Source organism: Croceicoccus mobilis, from assembly GCF_001661965.1.
GTDB lineage: Bacteria > Pseudomonadota > Alphaproteobacteria > Sphingomonadales > Sphingomonadaceae > Croceicoccus > Croceicoccus mobilis.
This window is the reverse complement of the sequence record NZ_LYWZ01000022.1, coordinates 311,551-332,143: the sequence shown is the minus strand read 5'-3', so window position 1 is coordinate 332,143 and position 20,593 is coordinate 311,551. Positions and strand designations below refer to the sequence as shown.

Sequence of the window (20,593 nt, the reverse complement as noted above, 5' to 3'; positions counted from 1 at the left end):
GATGACCAAGATGGTGCCGGTTGTGTTGTGCGGGGGTAGCGGTACGCGCCTTTGGCCGCGTTCGCGCAAGAGCTTCCCGAAGCCCTTCCTGCCCCTGGTTGGCGATTCCACCCTGTTTGAATCCACGCTGTCGCGCTGCGCCGACGACACGGCATTCCTGCCGCCGATCGTGGTGACAGGCGAAAGCCATCTCGAACATGTCGACAAGCAGCTGGGCGGCGGTGACGGCGCGCAGATCATCGTCGAGCCGATGGCCCGCAATACCGCAGCCGCCATTGCCATGGCTGCCTGCCGCGTTTCGCCCGAAACCGTGATGCTGGTATGCCCGAGCGACCATTATATCGCCGATGTGGACGGGTTCGAGAGCGCAGCCTGCCGCGCGGCCGAGTTGGCCGACGATGGCTGGCTGGTTGCTTTCGGCATCGTGCCGACCGCTCCGGAAACGGGCTATGGCTATATCAAGCGCGGCGAGCAGCTGGGCGAAGACGCGTTCAAGGTCGAACGCTTCGTCGAAAAGCCCAATCGCGAAACGGCAGAGGCTTTCCTCTCGGACGGCAAGTACAGCTGGAATGGCGGCCTGTTCGCCTTCCGCGCCGATCGTTTCATGGAAGAGCTGGAAAAGCACCGTCCCGCCATTGCAGAAGCGGCTCGCTCGGCGGTCGCGCACGGTGCGCAGGATGGCCGCTGCTTCCACCCGCATGCGCATGAATTCGCCAAGATCCAGTCTGAATCCGTCGACTATGCCGTGATGGAAAATACCGACCGTGCCGCCGTGGTCCCGGCCTCGATGGGCTGGTCCGATATCGGCAGCTGGACGTCGCTGCGTGATGCGCTGATGCGCGATGGTCATGGCAACACCGTCAAGGGCCGCGCCGAGCTGGTCGACTGCAGCAATGTCTATGTCGAAACCGATGGCCCGCGCGTGTCGGTAATCGGTCTCGACGACGTGGTCGTGGTCGTCGATGGCAATGAAGTGCTGATCACCACCGCTGCCGGCGCACAGAAGGTCGGCAAGCTCGAGGGAGCGGCCAAGCAGTGACGATTCTGCCAACGCGCGAGGTGGAGAAGGTCTGGGGGCGTGACACGCTGCCAGCGCCCTTCACCGCGCCCGATGGCAAACGCATCGGAGAGGTCTGGTTCGAACCGCCCGAACAGCTGCCCGAGCTGCTGGTCAAATATATCTTCACCTCCGAAAAGCTGTCGGTACAGACGCATCCCGATGACGACCAGGCCGAAGCCATGGGCAAGGGCAGGCAGGGCAAATCGGAATGCTGGTACGTGATAGACGCCGAACCGGGCGCGACTCTGGGGGTTGGCTTTGCCGATCACATTGACGCTGATGCCATGCGCGCTGCCGCGCTCGATGGGTCGATTGAGAAACTGCTGGTCTGGCATCCGGTAAAGGCGGGCGATTTCTTTTATATTCCTGCCAATACGGTGCATGCCATCGGCGCAGGCGTCAGCCTGATCGAGGTCCAGCAAAATTCCGACATAACCTATCGCATCTATGACTATGGTCGCCCGCGCGAGCTTCATCTGGAGGAAGGCATGTCTGTCGCCAAAGGTGAACCGATCGCGCCCGAGTTGTATCGCCATGTGCCGGAAGCGGGCAGCCAGCGGCTGGTCGATGGCCCCTTCTTCGTTCTGGACAAGGTCGAAGGAGCGCCTGACGCGGCCATCTCGGGCGACTATCCCGGTGCCCTGCTCGTTATCCCGCGTGACGCCGATGTCACCGTGGATGGCGAAGTCGTACATCCCGGCCAATGCGCGCTTGCCTCATCTATTGCTGCGGTCGATTTTGCGCAGCACGGTCATTGCCTGATTACGCGTCCGCTGGCGGCGTGATCCGGCAATCGTCGCGCGACCGCTTGCGGGCGCGGCGAGAGCGATTTACTCAGGCGAAATGATTGCCCAGACCATCCAGCTCGCGCTTGCGCCGGTTTTCGTGCTTGTCGCCATCGGCAATATCCTCAATCTGCTGGCCGGTCGGCTGGCGCGCGTGGTCGACCGGGCACGCGTTCTGCAGGTCAGCTACAAGGAAACCGAAGGCGCCGAGCATGACGAAATCGTGCGCGAGATCCGCACTCTCGACAAGCGTATCGCCATGATCAATCGCGCGATCCTGCTGCTAGTGGTATCGGGCGTGATGATCGGGCTGACCGTGCTGTCGATCTTCCTGACGACCTATTTCTTCGCTCACCTTGGCTGGCTCGATGGGTTTTTCTTTCTCATCGCGCTTTCGTTCCTCATGACGGCGCTGGTGACTTTTCTGGCGGAAACGCGCCTTGCGTCGAGCACGCTGCGCATCCCCGAGGCCTTGCTGGAACTCGATCGCAGACTCTGAGCGGTTAGCTCAGAAGCTTGCGGCCCTTTTCCTCAAGCTTGCCGCCGATCATCGGTTCGACGAAGGACAGCGCGGGCGGCAGGTCGATCTCGAACACGCACTGGCTGTCCTCGATCTCGACCCGGCCATCAAGCTGCTGACCCATGGCGCGGATAACCATCATCATCGTGTCCTCGCCCTGCCAATAGGTTTCGATATCGGCAAGACCGCCGGGCACGAAGCCGGCGATGTCGTCCTTGCGGCTTTCCAACCGGCGATGGACTTCGGCGCGGTCGAGCGAATGAGGGATGGCAACGCGCATGGAAATTCCGGTCCTTAATCGCGGCTGCGCGTCGGCAGCCTGTCCTTTTCGAAAGTGAGCGGCACACCGCTGTCGCTATTGTTCGCCGCCGGCGGAGGCAGCGCTGTATCGGCGGCGCCCGGCGGGGGCAAGCTCGCCTCCTGCGAGGACACCTCTCCGAGCGGCGTTTCAGGTCCGCCATAGCGATAGTCGAGATAGCGCGAGCGAATGGCAAGCTCGTCCAGCGCGCCTTCGGCCAGCTGGCGGGTGACCGTGTCGATCTCGCCGCTGATCCGTTCCAGCCCGTCGATGAGCTGCTTGTCCGGGGTGCCGCCAGCGCGCTGTTCACTGCGCAGATGGGCAGGGATCGCCGTATAGCTCGACACCATGTCGGGCAGGTGATCGCCGACGAGTTTACGCACCTCGACCGCAGCAGGTGTATTCTCGTCCAGCCCCTGTAATTGCACGCCCAGCCCATCGAGTTGACCGCCGATGCGGTTGACCAGATTTGCAGCCGGTGCAGGCAGGGCCGGGGCCTGCCGCTCCAGCCACAATTCGGTGCGCTGCACGGTCTGCGTCAGGCTGCCGCGCGTCAGATCGGCGCGGCTCGGCATCTTCATTTTGGGATAGCGCAGGAAGAAGAACACCGCGACGATCATCAGGAGGAGCGTGATCATCACCCCCTCGAAACCCAGCGCGGATACGAACAGGCCGAAACCCATTGCGCCGACCAGGATCACCGCCAGCGCCGCGGCGAGCCGCACCAGCTTCTTCGCCAGATGCTGCCATTTGAGTTTGGCCGAACCCTTGCCGATGGAGCCGCCGCCCACGCGCCGCCCGCCGCCCTGCTGATAGGCAAGGCTGGAACGGGCATCGGTCATGATGCGGTCGGAGCTATGGGTGCTGTCGGCCATGGGCTGCCCGTTAGCCCTCGATGCTCAACAGGTCGGACTGGCCAATCTCCGCCGCCGCCTTGTTCGCGCCTTCGGCGCGCGCGATATAGCCGCGCGATTTTTCGACCTCGTCCGAAAGCGTGTCGACGGTCTGCTTCATCGAATCTAGCGCCTTCAGCTTGAAACTGTCGATCTGGTCCATCGTGTCATAGATGTTCTGGAAGGCGCGCTGCAGCGTTTCCAGCGGGATCGTGCTGGACGCGGCCTGTTCGTGGATCTTGCCGGTCTGGTCCTTCAGCATGGTCGAAGTGCTGTCGATGATGCCCGCCGTCGTGGTGTTCAGCGCGGTAATCTGGCCCAGCACCAGCTTCTGGTTCGCCATCGCCTGCGCGACGGTCACCGCGGTGCGCAGCGCCGAGACGGTGGTGGTGGAGGCGCGATCGACACCCTTCACCAGCTCGACATTGTTCTTCTTCACAAGGTCCAGCGCCAGATAGCCCTGCACCGATACCGCCATCTGCGTCAGCAGGTCCTGCGTGCGCTGGCGGGTGTAGAACAGCGCGGTTTCGCGGATCGCCTTGGCCTTGGCCGGGTCGGAGATGTCGAGCTCGTTGGCGGCATTCTCCAGCTCGCGGTCCAGCGCCTTCGAAATGTGGATCATCTGTTCCAGATTGCCCATCGCCTCCCACAGCTTGGCGCGCTCGGTGTCGATGGCGGCATTGTCCATCAGCAGCTCGTCCTTGCCGCTGGCAAGGCGTGTAAGGATCGCCTGAATATGGCCTTGCGCGCTGGTGTAGCTGTCGAAATAGTTCTTGAGCTTGTTGCCGAAGGGGATGATGCCAAGGATCTTCCTCGGCCCCGACAGCTTGCCCTGACGGCCCGGATCGAGTTCCTCGACCGTGCGGCGCAGTTCTGCGAGATCGGTGCCGACGCCGCTGTCCTTGTCCATGGCGCGAACCGGGCGGTCGAGGAAGCGGTTGGACTGGCCAGCCGCCGCCGCGATTTCCTTGCGGCCCATGTTGGTGAGCTGGTCGACCTTCTTGCCGAATTCGGGCGAATTGGCGTCTTCGGCGATCAAAGCCTCGACGAAACCCTCGACCTTGGCGTCGAGCTTCGATTTCACTTCGTCCGCCACGGGGACGAGGCCAGCGGCCTTCTCAGGCTTTACCTCGGGCACGGGAGTGGGTGCCTCGAGCTTGAGCTCGGTTGCGGTGGTAGTTTCAGCGCTCAGATCGGCCATCGTTTCCCCGGATGCTGTGGGCACACGAACGTACCCCGTCTTTCCTGTTGGTGTATTAGCAGTGTAAAACAGCTCTTTCAAGAAATCTGGTCATCACTGCCTGATATGGCAAGGGCCGCTCGGCCAGATGTTAACTGCCGTCGCCCAATGCACGGGTCAGCATGCCCTTCCATTCCTCGCCCTCGATCTGTTCCAGCAGGTCGCGGTCGATCGTTTCGCGCAACGGGCTGCCGGGCGGCAAGGCGATGCCATAGTCCTGTCGTCCGAACGATCCGGGCAGCAGGCGCACATCGCCAAGGTCGCTTTTTCTCAGCAAATAGCGCAGTAGCGGATCGTCATGGACAAAGGCGTCGATCTCCCCATCCTCCAGCGCGGCTAGCCCGGCAGAGGCATCGTCGAAACTTGCGTCCGAAGCGATGCCGTCCTGCGCAAGCCATTGCTCCGCCGCCGAATCGCCGATCACGCCGACCTTTTTGTCGAGCAGGTCGGCCGGGCTGCTGATTTCTCCACCCAGCCGTCCGGCAGTGAGCGAGGAGGCGAGCATGCCGGTAAAGGTGCTGGTGATGAGCAGGGCGGCGAACATCCAGACCAGCGCGACGATCTTGCCCGCAGGCGTACGAGGCGCCTTGTCGCCATAGCCGACCGTGGTCATGGTCACGGCGGAAAACCAGAAACCCGATCCCAGTCCGCGAATGTCCCGGGGGAATTCCTCCTCGTTCCTGCGCCTTTCGGCCATCCAGAACAGGAAGCCGACGAAGCCCAGCACCAGGATCAGCGGGGCAAGCCCCATAAGGAAGCTCATGCTGAAAAAGCTGGCCAAGAGGGAAAGCCAGTCCGGACCGCCCGATTTGACCGCGATGCCGAAGCCCGTCGAATGGAAGGCATGCGTGAAATCGACCTGCTTCTCGCGCTCTGCCGTGATGGTCAGCGCGCCGACGCTGGCGTCATATTCGCCGCGCGGCAGGCCGTCGATCATGTCGGACAGGTCGGCTTCTACCAGCCGGTAGTCATAGCCTTCCTTCTGAGCGATTTCATCCCACAGCCCGATGGCAAGCCCTTCCCATTTGCCGTCGGCGGTGCGCATCGCAAAGGGCGGAGCTTCGCGGGTGGCGACGATCATGGTGTCGCCAGAGCTATCCGATGATGGCGGATCCTGCGCGAATGCGGGGGTGGAAAGGACCGGCAGCAAAAGGGCCAGCAGGGCGAGGAGGCGGAGCCAGGGGCGCTTCATCGTCATGTCGGGCAGCATGGCGGGGCGGGGCGCAGATGAAAACCCCCGCTCCCGGCTTTTCATTCATGTTGCGCAAATCTTCATCGGCGCTAACTGTGGCGTAGTTCAACCGTTCGGGACACCAAAGGCGATGTTTCGCAAGACCGTGCTTTTCACCGCGCTTACCGCAAGCTTCATCTCTCTCGCCGCGTGCAACACGGTAAAGGGCTTTGGCGAGGACGTGCAGTCCGTTGGCCGGGCCGGCGAGGAAGCGATCAACTGAGCGCTTCCCGCGCGCGGCTGATCAGCGGTATTCGTTCCAGCTTTTCGTAAGCATGACCGCGCAATTGATGATGCCGACCAGCGAATAGGTCTGCGGGTAATTGCCCCATAGTTCCAGTGATTTGGGGTCGATGTCCTCGCTCAGCATGCCTGCGCCGGTGCGACGGTCGAGCATGGCTTCGAACAATGTGCGCGCCTCTTCGCTGCGGCCGGTGTGGTGCAGCGCCTCGATCAGCCAGAAGGTACAGACGTTGAAGGCGGTGTGCGGCAGGCCGAAATCGTCCTCGCTGTCATAACGCAGCATGTGGTCGCCGCGGCGCAATGCGCTTTCAAGCACGCCCAATGTCGAGAGGAACTTCGGGTCGTCCTTTGAGATAAAGCGCAGGTCAAGGAGCTGCAGCAGGCTCGCATCGCGCTGGTCGCCGCCAAAGGTCGCGGCGATCGCGCCGGTCTTTTCGTTCCATGCCGCTTTCAGGATCGCATCCTGCACGCGGGCGGCGTGGGTTTTCCAATATTCCTCGCGCTCGGTCAGGCCCAGGGCCTGCGCTGCATGGGCCAGCCTGTCGGCAGCGGCCCAGCACATGGCGGCGGAATAGGTGTGGATGTGGGTGGAATTCCTGAGCTCCCACAGACCCGCATCGGGCGTCGACCAGACCTTCAGCGCACGTTCGCCAACGCGTTCGAGCGAGGTGAAATCCTCCACCCCCGACGTGCGCAGCAGGCGCTGGTCGGCAAAGGCCTGCGCCGATGACAGGATGATCTGGCCATAGGCATCATGTTGCACCTGCCGCCATGCGTCATTGCCCACGCGCACCGGACCCATGCCGCGATAACCGGCCAATGCCGGCGCTTCCCATTCGAGTAATTCCCCATTGCCGCGCACGTCATAAAGCGGCTGGATATGTCCGCCCTGTGCATTGTCGACGATGTTGCGGAGATATTGGAGATAGCTTTCCAGCACGTCCAGCGCGCCGATCCGGTTCAGCGCCTGCACCGTGTAATAGGCATCGCGAACCCAGCAATAGCGGTAATCCCAGTTGCGCCCTGAATCGGCATGCTCGGGAATGGAAGTCGTGAGCGCGGCGACGATCGCGCCGGTGTCTTCATGCTGGCACAGCTTCAGCCCGATGGCCGAGCGGATGACCGCGTCCTGCCATTCGAACGGAATGGCAAGCCCGCGCACCCAGTGCTGCCATTCCTCGGTCGTGCGGGTGAGCATTTCCGAAATGCCGGAATCGATCGCGCCCGCAAAGCTTTCATCGGGGCCGAAAAAGAAATGCAGGTCGTTCTCGACCCGGAAAGGGCTTTCCTGCTGCACGAGGCCAACCGGCGCATCGGTGGTGAGGCGCATGCCCATCGCGGGCATGCGATAGGAAACATGGCTCGATCCAAAGCTGCGTTCGGGCGTGGTCGCGCCATATTCGCAGGCCGGACGCAGCGCCATGCGCATACGCGGAGAGCCCGATACGGGGCGCACGATGCGCACGAAGGCGACCGGGCGATACATGCGACCGCGATGCTTGTAGCGGGGGCAGAAATCGAAGACGTCAAAGGCATTGCCATCATCGTCGGCAAAGCTGGTCTTCAGGATCGGGGTGTTGCGGACATATTCCTGCCCCACCACCTTGCCGCCTTCCAGCGAGATCGACCAGAAACCGCGATCTTCCTCGCCCTGTTTGCCGTGGTCGATCAGCGAGCAGAACACCGGGTCGCCATCGACACGGGGCAGGCAGGCCCAGCTGAAAGTTGCTTCGGTGTCGATCAGCGCGCTGCATTGGCAATTGCCGATCGGCCACAGGTCGAGCGAGGCAACGCCCCGGGCCGGAGGAGGGACTGCGCGCGAGACGGCGGCGGAAACGTGATTCGTATCTTGCATCGAATACGTTCCTTACCCGTGAGAGCCGCGCTGTGAAGCACCCAGCCGGATTAAAATTGCGCAATGCAGTATGGTTTCGGCAATTCCCGGCGGGCTATCGCACACCGCGCCCGGTTAGTCGGAACCGAAAAGGTCGCGGGTGAATACCTTGTCCTTCACGTCGACGATCGAATCGCTCATGCGGTTGGCGATAATGACATCGCATTCTTCCTTGAACGCATCGAGGTCGCGCATGACCTTCGATCCGAAGAAACTGTCGACGTCCATGTTGGGCTCGTACACCACGACTTCGACGCCTTTGCCCTTGATCCGCTTCATGATGCCCTGGATCGAGGATTGGCGGAAATTGTCGGACCCCGCCTTCATCACCAGGCGATAGACACCCACCTTCTTCGGCTTCCGCTCAAGGATCTGGTCGGCGAGGAAATCCTTGCGCGTGCGATTGGCATCGACGATCGCGCGGATCAGGTTCTGCGGCACTTCCGAATAATTGGCGAGAAGCTGCTTGGTATCCTTGGGCAGGCAATAGCCGCCATAGCCGAAGCTGGGGTTGTTGTAGTGCCCCCCGATCCGCGGATCGAGGCTGACCCCGTCGATGATTTGCCGTGTGTCCATGCCGCCCGCGATCGCATAGCTGTCCAGTTCATTGAAGAAGGCGACGCGCATGGCGAGATAGGTGTTGGCGAAAAGCTTGATCGCCTCGGCCTCGTCGGCGTCGGTGAAGAGGACCGCGATATCCTCCTTCTCGGCGCCTTCGACAAGCAGGCCGGCGAACCTGCGCGCCCGCTCCGACTGCTCCCCCACGATAATGCGCGAGGGGTGGAGGTTGTCGTAAAGCGCGCGCCCTTCGCGCAGGAATTCCGGGCTGAAGATGATCTGGTCGGCGCCCAGCCTCTCGCGCAGCGCCTTCACATAGCCGACCGGGATCGTCGATTTGATGACGATGGTTGCCTGCGGGGCCGCTTCGATCGCCGTTTCGATGACATCCTCGACCGAGCCGGTGTTGAACTTGTTGGTGTCGACATCATAGTTTGTCGGGGTCGCCACCACGACGAAATCGGCACCATCGAGCGCCTGCTTCGCATCCAGCGTCGCGGTCAGGTCGAGGGAGCGTGAGGCGAGGAAATCTTCCAGCTCGGCGTCGATGATCGGCGACTTGCGATCATTCAGCATGGCAACACGCTCGGCCGAGATGTCGACGGCCACCACCTCGTTGTTCTGGGCCAGCAATACGGCATTGGCCAGCCCGACATAGCCGAGGCCGAAAACGGCGATCTTCATTTTCAAACTCTCAATGACATGTCGGCTTTGGTCCGATCAGGAATGCGGGCCTTGTCGTCGCAAGGGATGGAAAAGGCAAGACAAGGCGTTATCGCTGTGGGATGCGTTGGCCGGCTGGCATGTCTATATCGTGACAGGCCGTCTGGTGATGGACCCATGCGGGAAATTGCCGCATTCCCGAGAAGACAAAGAGGCCGCGAGCGTGGGTGCGGTCAGGCAAGGGAGATAATTGATGGCCGTCGAAATCCGTATTCTGGTTTATGCCGCGATCCTGCTGATGGTGCACGTCTTTGCCGAGGCCCATTTCAAGACCAAGCAATATGGAAAGAAATGGAATACCGGCGCGCGTGATGAAGACCTGCCGCCGCTGAACCCAATCGCCGGCAGGCTGGGCCGTGCGCGTGGCAATTTCATGGAAACGCTTCCGGTTGCGATCATTGCCCTGCTGGGCGTCGTGTTGGCGGGCAAGGCCAGCTTTTGGACGGGCATGGGCGGCTGGATCTGGCTGGGTGCGCGCATTGTCTATTTGCCGCTATACTGGGCGGGCGTTCCGGTGGTTCGCACCTTTGTATATCTGGTCAGCCTGATCGGTCTTGGCATGGTGATCTGGCCGCTCCTGTTCGCTTCATGATGCTGTGCGGGCAGCTTTTCGGCAGGGGTCCGGTCATGCTTTCCTGCGTGAATTATCCCGGCAATTCGTGAAATTACAGCAGGGGAACGATGGGTTAGCCGCCTTGCTTCGCGCCTGAGCTGTTCCTATCGTATTGTGCAAACAGGGCGGGTCAGCCCTTGCCCCAATCCCTCCCGTATCGCACCGGGCGCGCAATCATCAGGACCGAGCAATGACTACCAAGCGTAAGGGCATCGTGCTTGCCGGCGGCTCCGGCACGCGGCTGTACCCGCTCACCCGCGGCGTTTCGAAACAGCTCGTGCCGGTGTATGACAAGCCGATGATCTATTACCCGCTGGCTGTCCTGATGCTGGCGGGCATACGCGAGATCCTGATCATCACCACGCCTGAAGACCAGCCGCAGTTCCAGCGGCTGCTGGGTGATGGATCGGACTGGGGGCTGGCGATCGAATATGCGGTGCAGCCCAGCCCTGATGGGCTGGCGCAGGCCTTTCACATTGGTGCCGACTTCCTCGATGGCCATCCCAGCGCGCTCGTCCTTGGCGACAATATCTTCTATGGCCATGGCCTGCCCGAACAATTGCGCGCCGCCGATGCGCGCGAAAGCGGCGGCACCGTGTTCGCCTATTGGGTTTCGGACCCGAAAGCCTATGGCGTCGTCGGCTTCGACGAAAAGGGCCTCGCCACCAGCCTTGAGGAAAAGCCGGCCGCGCCCAAATCGAATTATGCCGTCACCGGCCTGTATTTCTATGACGAGACGGTGGTGGACCGCGCCCGCGACCTCAAGCCATCGCCGCGCGGTGAGCTGGAGATTACCGATCTCAATCGCCTCTATCTCGATGACAATGCTCTCTCGGTTGAAATCATGGGCCGCGGCTATGCGTGGCTCGATACCGGCACGCATGGCTCGCTGCTCGATACCGGCACGCATGGCTCGCTGCTCGATGCCGGCACCTATGTCCGTATTACCGAGGAGAGGCAGGGGCTGAAGATCTGCTGCCCCGAGGAGATCGCCTGGCGGCAGGGCTTTATCAGCAGCGACAAGCTGCGTGAGATTGCCGAGCCTTTGAAGAAATCGGGTTATGGCGAATATCTGCTGCGCCTGCTCGACGGCGGGCTGCGTTAAGCGCATGGAGATTATCGATACACGACTGCCGGGCGTGAAGATCATCGAGCCCAAGGTTTTCGGCGATGAGCGCGGCTTTTTCATGGAAAGCTGGAACGCTGCCCGCTTTGCCGAGGCGGGTCTCGACATCGCATTTTGCCAAGACAACCATTCGCGCAGCAATCGCGGCGTGCTGCGCGGCATGCATTTCCAGAATCCGGGGCCGCAGGGCAAGCTGGTGCGCGTGGTTTCGGGCGCGGTCTTCGACGTTGCCGTCGACATAAGGCGGTCGAGCGCAAGCTTCGGCCAGTGGGTCGGGGTCGAACTGAGCGCGGCCAATCACCGCATGCTGTGGGTGCCTGAAGGGTTCGCGCACGGGTTCCTCACCTTGGAGGATGGGACCGACTTCCTCTACAAGTGTCGCGGCGGCTATGATCCGTCGGGCGAGCATTCGCTGGCGTGGGACGATCCCGAGGTCGGCATCGAATGGCCGCTTGACGGCATAACGCCGATCCTGTCCGCCAAGGACGAGAAGGGCACGCCGCTCGGCAAGATCGAGGCTTTTGCATGAAGGTGCTCGTCACCGGAGCGTCAGGCCAGCTGGGCCGCGCCCTTGCGGCGAGCGTTCCGGCAAAGGTCGGTCTGGTCGCTCTCGACCGGGGCGGTATGGACCTTGCTGACGACGATTCCATCCGCGGCGCCGTGTCGGCCCATGCGCCCGATCTCGTCATCAATGCCGCGGCCTATACTGCTGTCGACAGGGCCGAGAGCGAGCCGGAACTGGCGCAGCGCATCAATGCCGAGGCTGTCGCCGTGTTGCGCGCCGCCTGTGACAAGGCAGGGGCACGTCTGGCGCATGTCTCGACCGATTTCGTGTTCGACGGCACCAGCGCGCGGGCCTATCGCCCGGATGACAGGCGCAACCCCCTTTCCGCCTATGGCCGCAGCAAGGCGGCGGGCGAGGATGCTGCGGGTAGCGACGCGCTGATCGTGCGCACGGCGTGGGTCTATGCCGCGGGCGGGGCCAGCTTTGTCGCCACCATGCTGCGCCTGATGCGCGAACGCGGTGAGATTGGCGTCGTCGCCGACCAGATCGGTGCGCCGACATGGGCAAACTCGCTCGCGCGCGCAATCTGGGGGCTGGCCCTGAACGGCGTCAGCGGCGTGCAGCATTTCTCGGATGCCGGTGTCGCCAGCTGGTATGATTTCGCTGTCGCCATCGGGGAGGAAGCGGCTGCGCTTGGCCTGATCGACAAGACCATCAATGTCAGGCCGATTGCGACCAGCGATTACCCGACTCCTGCGGTGCGCCCGGCCTTCTCCCTGCTCGACAGCGCGGCCACGCGCGATGCGGCGGGTGTCGCACCGATCCACTGGCGGGAAAACCTGCGTCACATGCTCAAAGAGGTACAACAGCTTGGCTGATCTTCTCGTCACCGGCGGGGCCGGTTTCATCGGCGGCAACTTCGTGCATTACTGGCGCGAGAAATATCCCGATGACGCCATCACCGTGCTCGACAAGCTGACCTATGCGGGTAACCGCGAAACGATCGAGGGCGTAGCCGATGTCGATCTGGTCGTCGGCGACATTTGCGACACCGCGCTGGTGACAGGCCTGCTGGAAGACCGCGGCATCGACACCATCGTTCATTTCGCGGCGGAGAGCCATGTCGACCGTTCGATCAGCGCGCCCGATGAATTTATCGAGACCAATGTCATCGGCACGCACAGCCTGTTGAAGGCTGCGCGCGATGTCTGGCTGGAAAAAGGCAGCGGCCAGCCGCACCGCTTCCACCATGTCTCAACCGATGAGGTCTATGGATCGCTCGGTCCCAATGACCCGGCATTCAGCGAGACGACGCAATATCAGCCCAATTCCCCCTATTCCGCATCAAAAGCAGGGTCCGACCATCTGGTGCGCGCCTATCACCACACCTTTGGGCTGGAGGTGACGACCAGCAATTGTTCGAATAATTACGGGCCCTATCAATATCCCGAAAAGCTGATCCCGCTGTTCCTGCTGAATGCTTTGTCGGGCAAGCCGCTGCCGATCTATGGCGATGGCATGAACGTGCGCGACTGGCTGCATGTCGAAGATCACTGCCGCGGGATCGAGGCGGTGCTGAAGAACGGCAAGCCGGGCGAGACCTATAATATCGGCGGCGGGCAGGAATTGCCGAATCTGATCGTGATCGAAGAGATCTGCCGCGGCGTCGATGCGATCTTCGCCGCTGATCCATCGCTTGCCCAGCGTTACCCCGATGCGCCTGCGGCCAAGGGGCAGCCGAGCGACACGCTCAAAACCTTCGTCACCGACCGCAAGGGGCATGACCGCCGCTATGCCATCGACGAGACGAAGGCGCGCGAGGAAATCGGCTATGTGCCGAGCCGCGATTTTCCCACTGGCTTCGCCGATACCTTGCGCTGGTATCTCGACAATGAGGACTGGTGGCGCGCCGTGCTGGCGTGCGGGCTAGTTGCTAAATAAGTCGGTGGGTGTCGGACCGCTGCAAAATGTGCATTTGCCGGACTTGGTCTGAGCCCTTAGATTTCCTCCAAAGACTAGTAGAGCCCGGCCCTTTCAAGGAGACGGACGAATGAAGCGGAACAGGTTCAGCGAGGAGCAGATCATCGCTGTTTCGAAGGAGCAGGACGCTGGGATGGCGACGGCGGTTGCCCGCCAGGAACTGGAAGCCTGGCGATACGACTAAAACCACTTCTGACCCCACTCCAACCTCGGGAACCGAGCCCCGGCAGAGATCGGGGCCGGATCAAACGCCAAACCGTATGGAGGGCATGCCCCCAATACGGTTGTTGCCATCACGCCCAGCGATGCGCATCAAAACGGCCCAAGGCTCTACTCTTAGCTGGCAGAAACTTCGGGTTCAGGCCACTCCAACGGCACAGAACATATCCGAAGCAGGTTGCGATATTTTGAGGAGCAGAATGAAGACGCCGCCGCGGCTCTCTGGCGGGAAATCGGAAGCAGATTTGAAGCGCTCAACCCAACGGGCATTGAGAAATAGCTGTCCTACATGGAACAATTAGTGAACATGAGCGGCTTCCCGATGATAGGAGGCTCGCTTTGCTGTTTCTCAATCCAGCTATGATTCTGGCTCTCGCCGCTTTGATCTCAGCAGTGTCTACCATGGTTTGGGCGCTGCGGCGTAAGCCTTAACTATGGAGCGTTGTGAGCACGACCGGGCAAGTGCTGAATGAAGTCCAGAAACGCGGGATTCATATGGTGCTCTGTTCCGACGACGGCGATCCTCCGCACCAGTTCTTGCTCGGCTGCCAGTAGCTCTTCGTCGGACAAATCCGCGAAAAACTCGTATTCGGGGCGCTGTGAAAAATGGGGCTCCGGTGGGACGCTTTGCAACCAGTCGCAAAAGCGTATGACGCGATTATTCAACTCTGCTCCTTCACGTGGAAAGGCTAGTCACCGCTGACGCGACGGTCTTGAGTTGCAGATTCATCGAATGTTTTCAATCTGATTGTAAAGCGTCGGCGATGTCGACGGCTTGCCGTCAGGGGCTTAAGCAGCAAAGAAAATTTTAGAGAAGGGATGGGGTGTGCTTGTAACAAATGTGAATCTACATACCGAGGCGTTGGCGTGCTGGCACTTCTCGTATCTGTTTTTATCGTCCCTGCTAGCGAGACTTTAGAATAGCGGCGCGGTGACAATGCCGGCCACAATCTTTGCGGTCATTATGGCAGCCATCAGCCGCCAATCGCCGGGGTGGGCGAACGCATCAACCCAAAGGTCATAAAGACAGGATGCACCAAGCCAACACGACATTCGCAATCATTAATAGAGCAAAGTACACCACAGTCGAAATGGGTGTGGGAAGAGCTTGGCGAAGTGGCTCATGCGATTGCCCTATGTTGCCGCTTGTTTCCATGATCGAGCGGACGGTAGGGGATTGATAATGGTGTTCATCAGACATTTGCGCGCCATATCCGCAAACCCTTTCTTGAAGGTTTAAGCTCGCCGCCAGCTGTACAGTTGCCAATCGACGGTCTGAGCATAGTCTCGGGTTTTTCTGTCGATGTACTCGATGTCTATAAAGTTTACACAAGATACATTAATTTGAAGGTAGGCCCTTTAGTTGCAGAATATCTATATTATCCTAGAAAATTTATATTTATAAAATCTCCATTAATGAGGACCTCATGGCACGCTTACCCTTCTCAGTAAGGATGAGGTGTTTTGTGCGCCTGTCGGAATTTGTATTCGTTCTATAAATGAGACTATTTTCAATTAGGATTGCTATATACCTTAATGCTGTAGTTGGGGGGCACCCGGAGGCAATGCATGCCCGCTTGACTGTAACCGGGCGACCAGCCTGTTCGCAAATGAACATTTCAAGAAGTATCTGCCAACCTCCTTCCGAGAAAAGGAATTCGGGAAGATGATTTCGTCTATTATTTCTTCTCTTTAATTCATCCTTGGCTATTGATGCTAAATATTCATCATCAAGGTTTGTTTCTTTATGCATGTTGCTACTTGCAATTGCTGGGATAACTATATTTGCCTGTAATTCGGCAACCTTTATCAATCTCTCTGCAAGTTCACGCAATTCAGCACTGACTGGATCTTTCAAATCAGCCCCCTATCCTTCATGCTGAAAACTTCACGACGGCCCACGATCAGATGATCCTCGATGGTAATGCCCAAGAGATCTGCTTTGCGAATAAGTAACTGAGTTTGTTCAATATCTGCTTGGCTCGGGGTAGCGATGCCCGAGGGATGATTGTGAGCGATCAAAATGCGGTCCGCATTCAGAGTCATTGCTCTGAAGAATAGCCTCCGAGGCGACAGGTTGAGATGGCTGAGTTCTCCGTCAGTGACCTTTTCAACTGCGGTCACGTATCTTTGAGTGTCTGCAAAAACAGCGATCATCTGCTCTTCACGCAAACCGCACATTGTTTGCAGCAAATATCCTTCTAGAGCGCGACGATCGGCACCTAGTTGGCTCCGCACCAGTTTTTCGCGCATGCCATCAGCAAGTAATTGGCGGATTACGAGGAAAGCTTCAATCCAACGCTCGCCTTCCCTCCAGACCTGACGCAACTCTGGCTCTGTCGCGCTCACTATGGCACTAAGTGAACCGAAGTGCTGCAAAAGTCGTCGAGCTAGGCCAGCGGGCTGGTCGTCGAGCGGGTCCAGCAATGCGGTTAGATGCAGCTCTCTCGATCTTTCGCTCGATGAACGAAATGGCAAGTGCCCCACGCTGTTAGGAGGATTGCCAGCCATACCGGCCAGCGTTCCATCACAACATAAACTTCCGGTCGAATGGGCATGTGAAATGCCTTCAGCAGATGCGCTGTCACTGTCAGAAATTGGGCTGATCCAACCCATAAAGTCCACCACCTGTCAAATTTGAGGGCGACAAAGACGACCATCGATAGGGCGGAAAGGTCCGTCAGAAACAGGCGCATTTGCAGGGAGTTATACCCTTGATTACTCCACTCGCCAGTTATCGCCCAATCCATGACCCCGGCGGTCAGGACGCCCAAATATATGGATGAGACGTAGCGCTCAGGTTTTCCACCTTTTGCCCAAGCAAAGGCAAAGACCGAAAGGATCAGAATGACTTGTAACGAATATCTCGTCATCTCACGACCACTGGTCTTTGCCTCTCTGCTTTTAGGTCATGCCGCGGCGGCATTTCTGTCCCAAGCTGAAGTGAAAGCGTCATCTCCCGGACAGGTCGGCTCTTCCGTGGCACCCATCTCCTGTCCAACCTTCAGCAACTGGCCGTGTGCGCGGCGAGTTTCGGCTTGAACATCGATCAGACCGGCTGCCATCTTGCTGATGCGCAACATGGTGGAGTGTGTCTGAATCGCGGATGCACCCGATACGTCTCGCTGCGCCAGCGCGGCGCTGTGCATCAGTGCGGTTGCAGCCACTAGTGCATCTGCCACGGCAACCTCCGAGGTTGCCATGTCACGCATCAGACGGGCGGTAGCTGTGTGAAGATCAAGCGACATAATAACTCCTCTTTCCGAGCTGGCGAGGAACAAACCGCTTTAGACCATCGTCGCTACTGCATTCGCAAAAGCGATCGAGAGGATGGCGATTACCAAGATGGCAATCGCCCCTCCCAGCATAAACAGAAGTTTTCCGCCCATGCTTAGGTCCGAAGGCTTGATCCTCGGTAGAATCGCAGTGCCTGAATGGTCCCAAGGAGCCCTCACATCGAATGTGAGACTGTCATTGAAGCGCATTCCTTGTTCGGCAGCTTGCAATCCCGCTTCTGGCGCGGAAGCGGTGGTATCAGGTAGTATGATTAGATCATTTATGGGCTGACCATAACTATCGGACCATGTCCGATAGTGACGTAACAGATCAACACGGGGCATCAGGTCTAACTTGGATCGGACTGCTTCGATCCGCTTGTCGATCGTCACAGGTGCAACGCCTAACTCTAAAGCGATTTGCTTCGATGTGAAGTGGTTGGCAGCGAGCCGCAAGGTCTCGTGCTGCTTCTCAGTCAGCGACTCAAAAATCGCGTGGATGGTCTGCGTACCCATGGTGAAAGGTTAATCGCCGCACAGATTTTGCGCAACAATTGTATCAGGAGTTACACCTAGATTAGCCGATCTAGGCGGATATTCGATCAAAGGCCTGTTTAGTGCATCTCCTAGGAAAGGCGCCAAAATGCCACTTTCGGACGCCGAAAGTTCGCATTCTTGGCTAAGAGGCCAAGATGGCTTTCATCTTTTCGATCGCACCAGACAGGTCGATTGCAGCCGCGGAAAGGCCGTTCTGGTCGCAGGCCTCGAGCGCCGCCTCTGCCAGTGAAATGGCTTTGAGGATGGAGGCTGCCCTTAGGTCGGATTTTGGCTGATGCATTGTTTGGCGGAAACCCTTGGGCATGTGGAAATTGGTTCATCCTATTGCTTGGTAAAAATCAGGTTTGAAGTCCATAAGAATGAGTCCGGAGGGCGACTGCTTAATGCACCATTCGAAAACTTTATTGCTCGAACCAAGGTGGGCTTGGAGGCTGTTCGATATACTTACAGCGACGCACACCCAACTGCAGCCAATCTACCCCCTGGCAATAAAAAACGACGCTCTTCTCGTCAAATGAAATGCTCACCTTGTCGTGCGTGCGTCATTCACAAGGCGAATCGGGATTTCTATATAAAAAATATGCCGATATAGTATTATGAAAAATGAAATCATTTTTGATAAATATAATCAATAATCAGTTCAGATTCCCGCAAAATTTTTGCAATATGCTTTCTTAGCTCAATTGCCTCTTTAGTATGAAGGCCGGTTCTGAGCGCACTCTTGTTTCCGGCAGGTGCCCCGCTTCCCCTTGATCCTCCATGCATACGGCAGCGTTTCTTACCCCGTACAGCAGGGGATCTGCATTCGCGCCCGGTCCGGGTTTTAGCCCCGCAGCGCAGAGCGTTTCCTAAACCCGTTAAATTGCGCTTGTGTGTGCTTTTCATTTCTTGTTGGCGCAGGCAGAAAGATTTCCGACAATCGCTTGCCCACCATTTTCGACATTCACATATTCAACGACCATCTTTTGCTGGCCCCCCGCGCGATGCTTATTAATGGCGTTTACCTGTTTGAGGTAAAGGGTCATCAGTTTCTGAGAATCAGAAAGTGCTCGATCACGAGAAGCCATCGGTAAATCTTCTCGCGTTGCCCTATTTAGGCAAGTGAGCGCGGCCTCGTGTGTGCCAAGCATCTGTAGCGCGAGCATGGCCTCTATTCCATCTGTTGGGGCGATGCTTTTTAGCAAATCTAAGGCCTTGATGAGTTTGGCGTCACGCTCTTCCGCATTCATGGACTTTGGCTGCCAGAGGATGGAAATCACCTCTTGTAGCTTGATCGTTTCAATAACTTGACTGTTGGCCAGCAAGGCTTCTGACAGTTCTGGTCTTGAGGTCAGCTGAAACTCATAGGGTGGCAGGCGATTCATTATAGAGCGTGACTTCCGATCGGGAGTCAGCGGTTTCGATCCAACCTTGGGCAAAGGCAATTTAGGCTTCGGCATTTTCATGGAGATGGAGTTGAAGGTGAGCCTTTTCAATATGGCAAATTCTACGGTGTATGGGGTTGAATTCTCCTATAACACTTCGGACCCCCAAATAGCTTAAAACTGACGTAGAGTGAGGGGCCCTTCTGCCAAAAAGGGATCTGCCGATCCAACCGCAATCTTTGCAGTTATTTGCATGGTTTCTGTTGAAACCGGTGGCCGTCTGGGCCAACGGGAACCCGATTGCACCTGGCGGCATAGAACAGGGCAACGAGAGGATAATATGCGAGCTACACCCGAATTCGATTTTGCCTTGGGCGAAACCGCCGAGATGATCCGTGAGACGACGGCCCGTTTCGCTGACGAACAGATCGCGCCGCGCGCCGATGCGATCGACCGCAACGACGCCTTTCCGCAGGACCTGTGGCCGCGCATGGGCGAACTGGGCCTGCACGGCATCACCGTGGCAGAGGAATTCGGCGGCCTCGGCCTTGGCTATCTGGAACACCTTATCGCGGTCGAGGAAGTATCCCGCGCCAGCGCATCGGTGGGCCTGTCCTATGGCGCGCATTCGAACCTGTGCGTGAACCAGATCCACCGCTGGGCCAGCGAAGCGCAGAAGGAGAAATATCTTCCCGGGCTCGTGTCCGGCGAACATGTCGGATCGCTGGCCATGAGCGAGGCGGGCGCAGGCAGCGATGTCGTTTCGATGAAGACCCGCGCCGACAAGGTCGATGGCGGCTGGAAGCTGAACGGCACGAAATTCTGGATCACCAACGCGCCTTATGCCGACGTGCTGGTCGTCTATGCCAAGACCGATCCCGAGGCAGGTCCGCGCGGGATCACGACTTTCCTGATCGAGAAGGGCTTCGCCGGTTTCTCCATCGGTCAGAAGATCGAGAAGATGGGCATGCGCGGATCGCCCACGGCAGAGCTGGTATTCGACGATTGCTTCGTGCCCGATGAAAACGTCATGGGCGGCGTCGGCAAGGGCGTGAACGTGCTGATGAGCGGGCTCGATTACGAACGCGTCGTGCTGTCGGGCGTGCAGCTGGGCATCATGCAGGCCTGTCTCGACGTGGTGATCCCTTATCTGAAGGAGCGTCAGCAATTCGGGAAGCCCATAGGCAGCTTCCAGCTGATGCAGGCGAAGCTCGCCGACATGTATGTCGCGCTGCAATCGGCGCGCAGCTATTCCTATGCGGTGGCGCGGGCCTGCGACAGCGGGCAGACCACGCGCTTCGACGCAGCTGGCGCGATCCTGCTGGCATCCGAAAACGCGTTCCGCACCGCGAACGAGGCGGTGCAGGCATTGGGCGGGGCGGGCTACACGCTCGACTGGCCGGTGGAGCGTTTCCTGCGCGATGCCAAGCTGCTCGACATCGGGGCGGGGACAAACGAGATCCGCCGCATGCTGATCGGACGAGAACTGCTGAAGGACTGAGGCGGCC

At 59.0% G+C, this 20,593-nt stretch carries 24 protein-coding genes; 11 read left to right on the top strand and 13 right to left on the bottom strand.

Annotated features, from left to right (window positions below; all coding sequences use genetic code 11):
* Position 1 precedes the first annotated feature (1 nt).
* Genes A9D13_RS09115 through A9D13_RS09105 form a run of 3 tightly spaced genes read left to right on the top strand, consistent with a single transcriptional unit; the run spans position 2 to position 2,344 of the window.
* Positions 2-1,039, top strand: a complete 1,038-nt coding sequence (locus A9D13_RS09115; RefSeq protein WP_066772683.1) for a mannose-1-phosphate guanylyltransferase — start codon at positions 2-4, stop codon at positions 1,037-1,039.
* On the top strand, positions 1,036-1,845 hold the full coding sequence (locus tag A9D13_RS09110; RefSeq protein WP_066772682.1) for a class I mannose-6-phosphate isomerase: 810 nt from the start codon (positions 1,036-1,038) through the stop codon (positions 1,843-1,845). Before A9D13_RS09115 ends, A9D13_RS09110 begins: the two co-directional genes overlap by 4 nt.
* A gap of 58 nt (positions 1,846-1,903) precedes the next feature.
* Entirely contained in the window at positions 1,904-2,344 is a 441-nt protein-coding gene (locus A9D13_RS09105; RefSeq protein ID WP_066772680.1) for a DUF2721 domain-containing protein, read from the top strand.
* Between the two features lie 4 nt (positions 2,345-2,348).
* Here the strand turns inward: A9D13_RS09105 and A9D13_RS09100 are convergent, their stop codons facing one another.
* The 4 genes from A9D13_RS09100 to A9D13_RS09085 form a co-directional block, all read right to left on the bottom strand.
* Positions 2,349-2,645, bottom strand: a complete 297-nt coding sequence (locus tag A9D13_RS09100; RefSeq protein WP_066772678.1) for a polyhydroxyalkanoic acid system family protein — start codon at positions 2,643-2,645, stop codon at positions 2,349-2,351.
* A 14-nt stretch (positions 2,646-2,659) separates the two neighbouring features.
* Positions 2,660-3,538, bottom strand: coding sequence for a hypothetical protein (locus tag A9D13_RS09095; RefSeq protein WP_066772672.1), 879 nt, complete (start codon positions 3,536-3,538; stop codon positions 2,660-2,662).
* A 10-nt stretch (positions 3,539-3,548) separates the two neighbouring features.
* Positions 3,549-4,757, bottom strand: a complete 1,209-nt coding sequence (locus tag A9D13_RS09090; protein ID WP_066772670.1) for a toxic anion resistance protein — start codon at positions 4,755-4,757, stop codon at positions 3,549-3,551.
* A gap of 130 nt (positions 4,758-4,887) precedes the next feature.
* On the bottom strand, positions 4,888-5,994 hold the full coding sequence (locus A9D13_RS09085; RefSeq protein ID WP_229665202.1) for a transporter substrate-binding domain-containing protein: 1,107 nt from the start codon (positions 5,992-5,994) through the stop codon (positions 4,888-4,890).
* Between the two features lie 124 nt (positions 5,995-6,118).
* Between A9D13_RS09085 and A9D13_RS09080 the strand changes: the two genes are divergently transcribed.
* A complete protein-coding gene (locus A9D13_RS09080; protein WP_066772669.1) occupies positions 6,119-6,250 on the top strand; it encodes an entericidin A/B family lipoprotein in 132 nt (43 codons plus the stop codon).
* Between the two features lie 21 nt (positions 6,251-6,271).
* Here A9D13_RS09080 and A9D13_RS09075 read toward each other — a convergent pair whose 3' ends face one another.
* Together A9D13_RS09075 and A9D13_RS09070 are read right to left on the bottom strand one after the other, a co-directional pair.
* Positions 6,272-8,125, bottom strand: a complete 1,854-nt coding sequence (locus A9D13_RS09075; RefSeq protein WP_082922239.1) for a glycoside hydrolase family 15 protein — start codon at positions 8,123-8,125, stop codon at positions 6,272-6,274.
* A gap of 114 nt (positions 8,126-8,239) precedes the next feature.
* Positions 8,240-9,406: a nucleotide sugar dehydrogenase gene (locus A9D13_RS09070; RefSeq protein ID WP_066773929.1), complete on the bottom strand. Its 1,167-nt coding sequence runs from the start codon at positions 9,404-9,406 to the stop codon at positions 8,240-8,242.
* 232 nt (positions 9,407-9,638) lie between these two features.
* Between A9D13_RS09070 and A9D13_RS09065 the strand changes: the two genes are divergently transcribed.
* From A9D13_RS09065 to A9D13_RS21415, 6 genes are all read left to right on the top strand, one after another.
* Positions 9,639-10,037 (top strand): MAPEG family protein, encoded by a 399-nt coding sequence (locus tag A9D13_RS09065; RefSeq protein ID WP_066772667.1) that lies wholly within the window; start codon positions 9,639-9,641, stop codon positions 10,035-10,037.
* Between the two features lie 211 nt (positions 10,038-10,248).
* The gene (rfbA, locus tag A9D13_RS09060; protein ID WP_066772662.1) at positions 10,249-11,163 is read left to right on the top strand and encodes a glucose-1-phosphate thymidylyltransferase RfbA; all 915 of its coding nucleotides are present in this window, start codon (positions 10,249-10,251) and stop codon (positions 11,161-11,163) included.
* A 4-nt stretch (positions 11,164-11,167) separates the two neighbouring features.
* Positions 11,168-11,713: a dTDP-4-dehydrorhamnose 3,5-epimerase gene (rfbC, locus tag A9D13_RS09055; RefSeq protein ID WP_066773924.1), complete on the top strand. Its 546-nt coding sequence runs from the start codon at positions 11,168-11,170 to the stop codon at positions 11,711-11,713.
* Entirely contained in the window at positions 11,710-12,567 is an 858-nt protein-coding gene (rfbD, locus tag A9D13_RS09050; RefSeq protein WP_066772660.1) for a dTDP-4-dehydrorhamnose reductase, read from the top strand. The genes rfbC and rfbD overlap by 4 nt, the downstream gene beginning before the upstream one ends.
* Positions 12,560-13,630, top strand: coding sequence for a dTDP-glucose 4,6-dehydratase (gene rfbB / locus A9D13_RS09045; RefSeq protein ID WP_066772658.1), 1,071 nt, complete (start codon positions 12,560-12,562; stop codon positions 13,628-13,630). The genes rfbD and rfbB overlap by 8 nt, the downstream gene beginning before the upstream one ends.
* Before the next feature lie 379 nt (positions 13,631-14,009).
* The gene (locus A9D13_RS21415) at positions 14,010-14,168 is read left to right on the top strand and encodes a DUF6961 family protein (protein WP_373288737.1); all 159 of its coding nucleotides are present in this window, start codon (positions 14,010-14,012) and stop codon (positions 14,166-14,168) included.
* A 1,119-nt stretch (positions 14,169-15,287) separates the two neighbouring features.
* Here A9D13_RS21415 and A9D13_RS20460 read toward each other — a convergent pair.
* The 7 genes from A9D13_RS20460 to A9D13_RS09010 form a co-directional block, all read right to left on the bottom strand.
* Positions 15,288-15,746, bottom strand: a complete 459-nt coding sequence (locus A9D13_RS20460) for a MarR family winged helix-turn-helix transcriptional regulator (RefSeq protein ID WP_156521980.1) — start codon at positions 15,744-15,746, stop codon at positions 15,288-15,290.
* Complete coding sequence (locus tag A9D13_RS09035; protein WP_156521979.1) at positions 15,743-16,504, bottom strand: JAB domain-containing protein; 762 nt, start codon at positions 16,502-16,504, stop codon at positions 15,743-15,745. The genes A9D13_RS20460 and A9D13_RS09035 overlap by 4 nt, the downstream gene beginning before the upstream one ends.
* Positions 16,505-16,797: 293 nt before the next feature.
* The gene (locus tag A9D13_RS09025; protein WP_066773922.1) at positions 16,798-17,136 is read right to left on the bottom strand and encodes a hypothetical protein; all 339 of its coding nucleotides are present in this window, start codon (positions 17,134-17,136) and stop codon (positions 16,798-16,800) included.
* A gap of 39 nt (positions 17,137-17,175) precedes the next feature.
* The gene (locus tag A9D13_RS09020) at positions 17,176-17,679 is read right to left on the bottom strand and encodes a helix-turn-helix domain-containing protein (protein WP_066772652.1); all 504 of its coding nucleotides are present in this window, start codon (positions 17,677-17,679) and stop codon (positions 17,176-17,178) included.
* Between the two features lie 163 nt (positions 17,680-17,842).
* Positions 17,843-18,025 (bottom strand): hypothetical protein, encoded by a 183-nt coding sequence (locus A9D13_RS09015; RefSeq protein ID WP_066772650.1) that lies wholly within the window; start codon positions 18,023-18,025, stop codon positions 17,843-17,845.
* 305 nt (positions 18,026-18,330) lie between these two features.
* Positions 18,331-18,606 (bottom strand): HGGxSTG domain-containing protein, encoded by a 276-nt coding sequence (locus A9D13_RS21410; RefSeq protein WP_082922236.1) that lies wholly within the window; start codon positions 18,604-18,606, stop codon positions 18,331-18,333.
* Positions 18,603-19,196, bottom strand: coding sequence for a hypothetical protein (locus A9D13_RS09010; RefSeq protein WP_156521978.1), 594 nt, complete (start codon positions 19,194-19,196; stop codon positions 18,603-18,605). Before A9D13_RS09010 ends, A9D13_RS21410 begins: the two co-directional genes overlap by 4 nt.
* Positions 19,197-19,425: 229 nt before the next feature.
* Here A9D13_RS09010 and A9D13_RS09005 point away from each other — a divergent pair, with 229 nt between their 5' ends.
* Positions 19,426-20,586 (top strand): isovaleryl-CoA dehydrogenase, encoded by a 1,161-nt coding sequence (locus A9D13_RS09005; protein WP_066772646.1) that lies wholly within the window; start codon positions 19,426-19,428, stop codon positions 20,584-20,586.
* Positions 20,587-20,593: the final 7 nt, after the last annotated feature.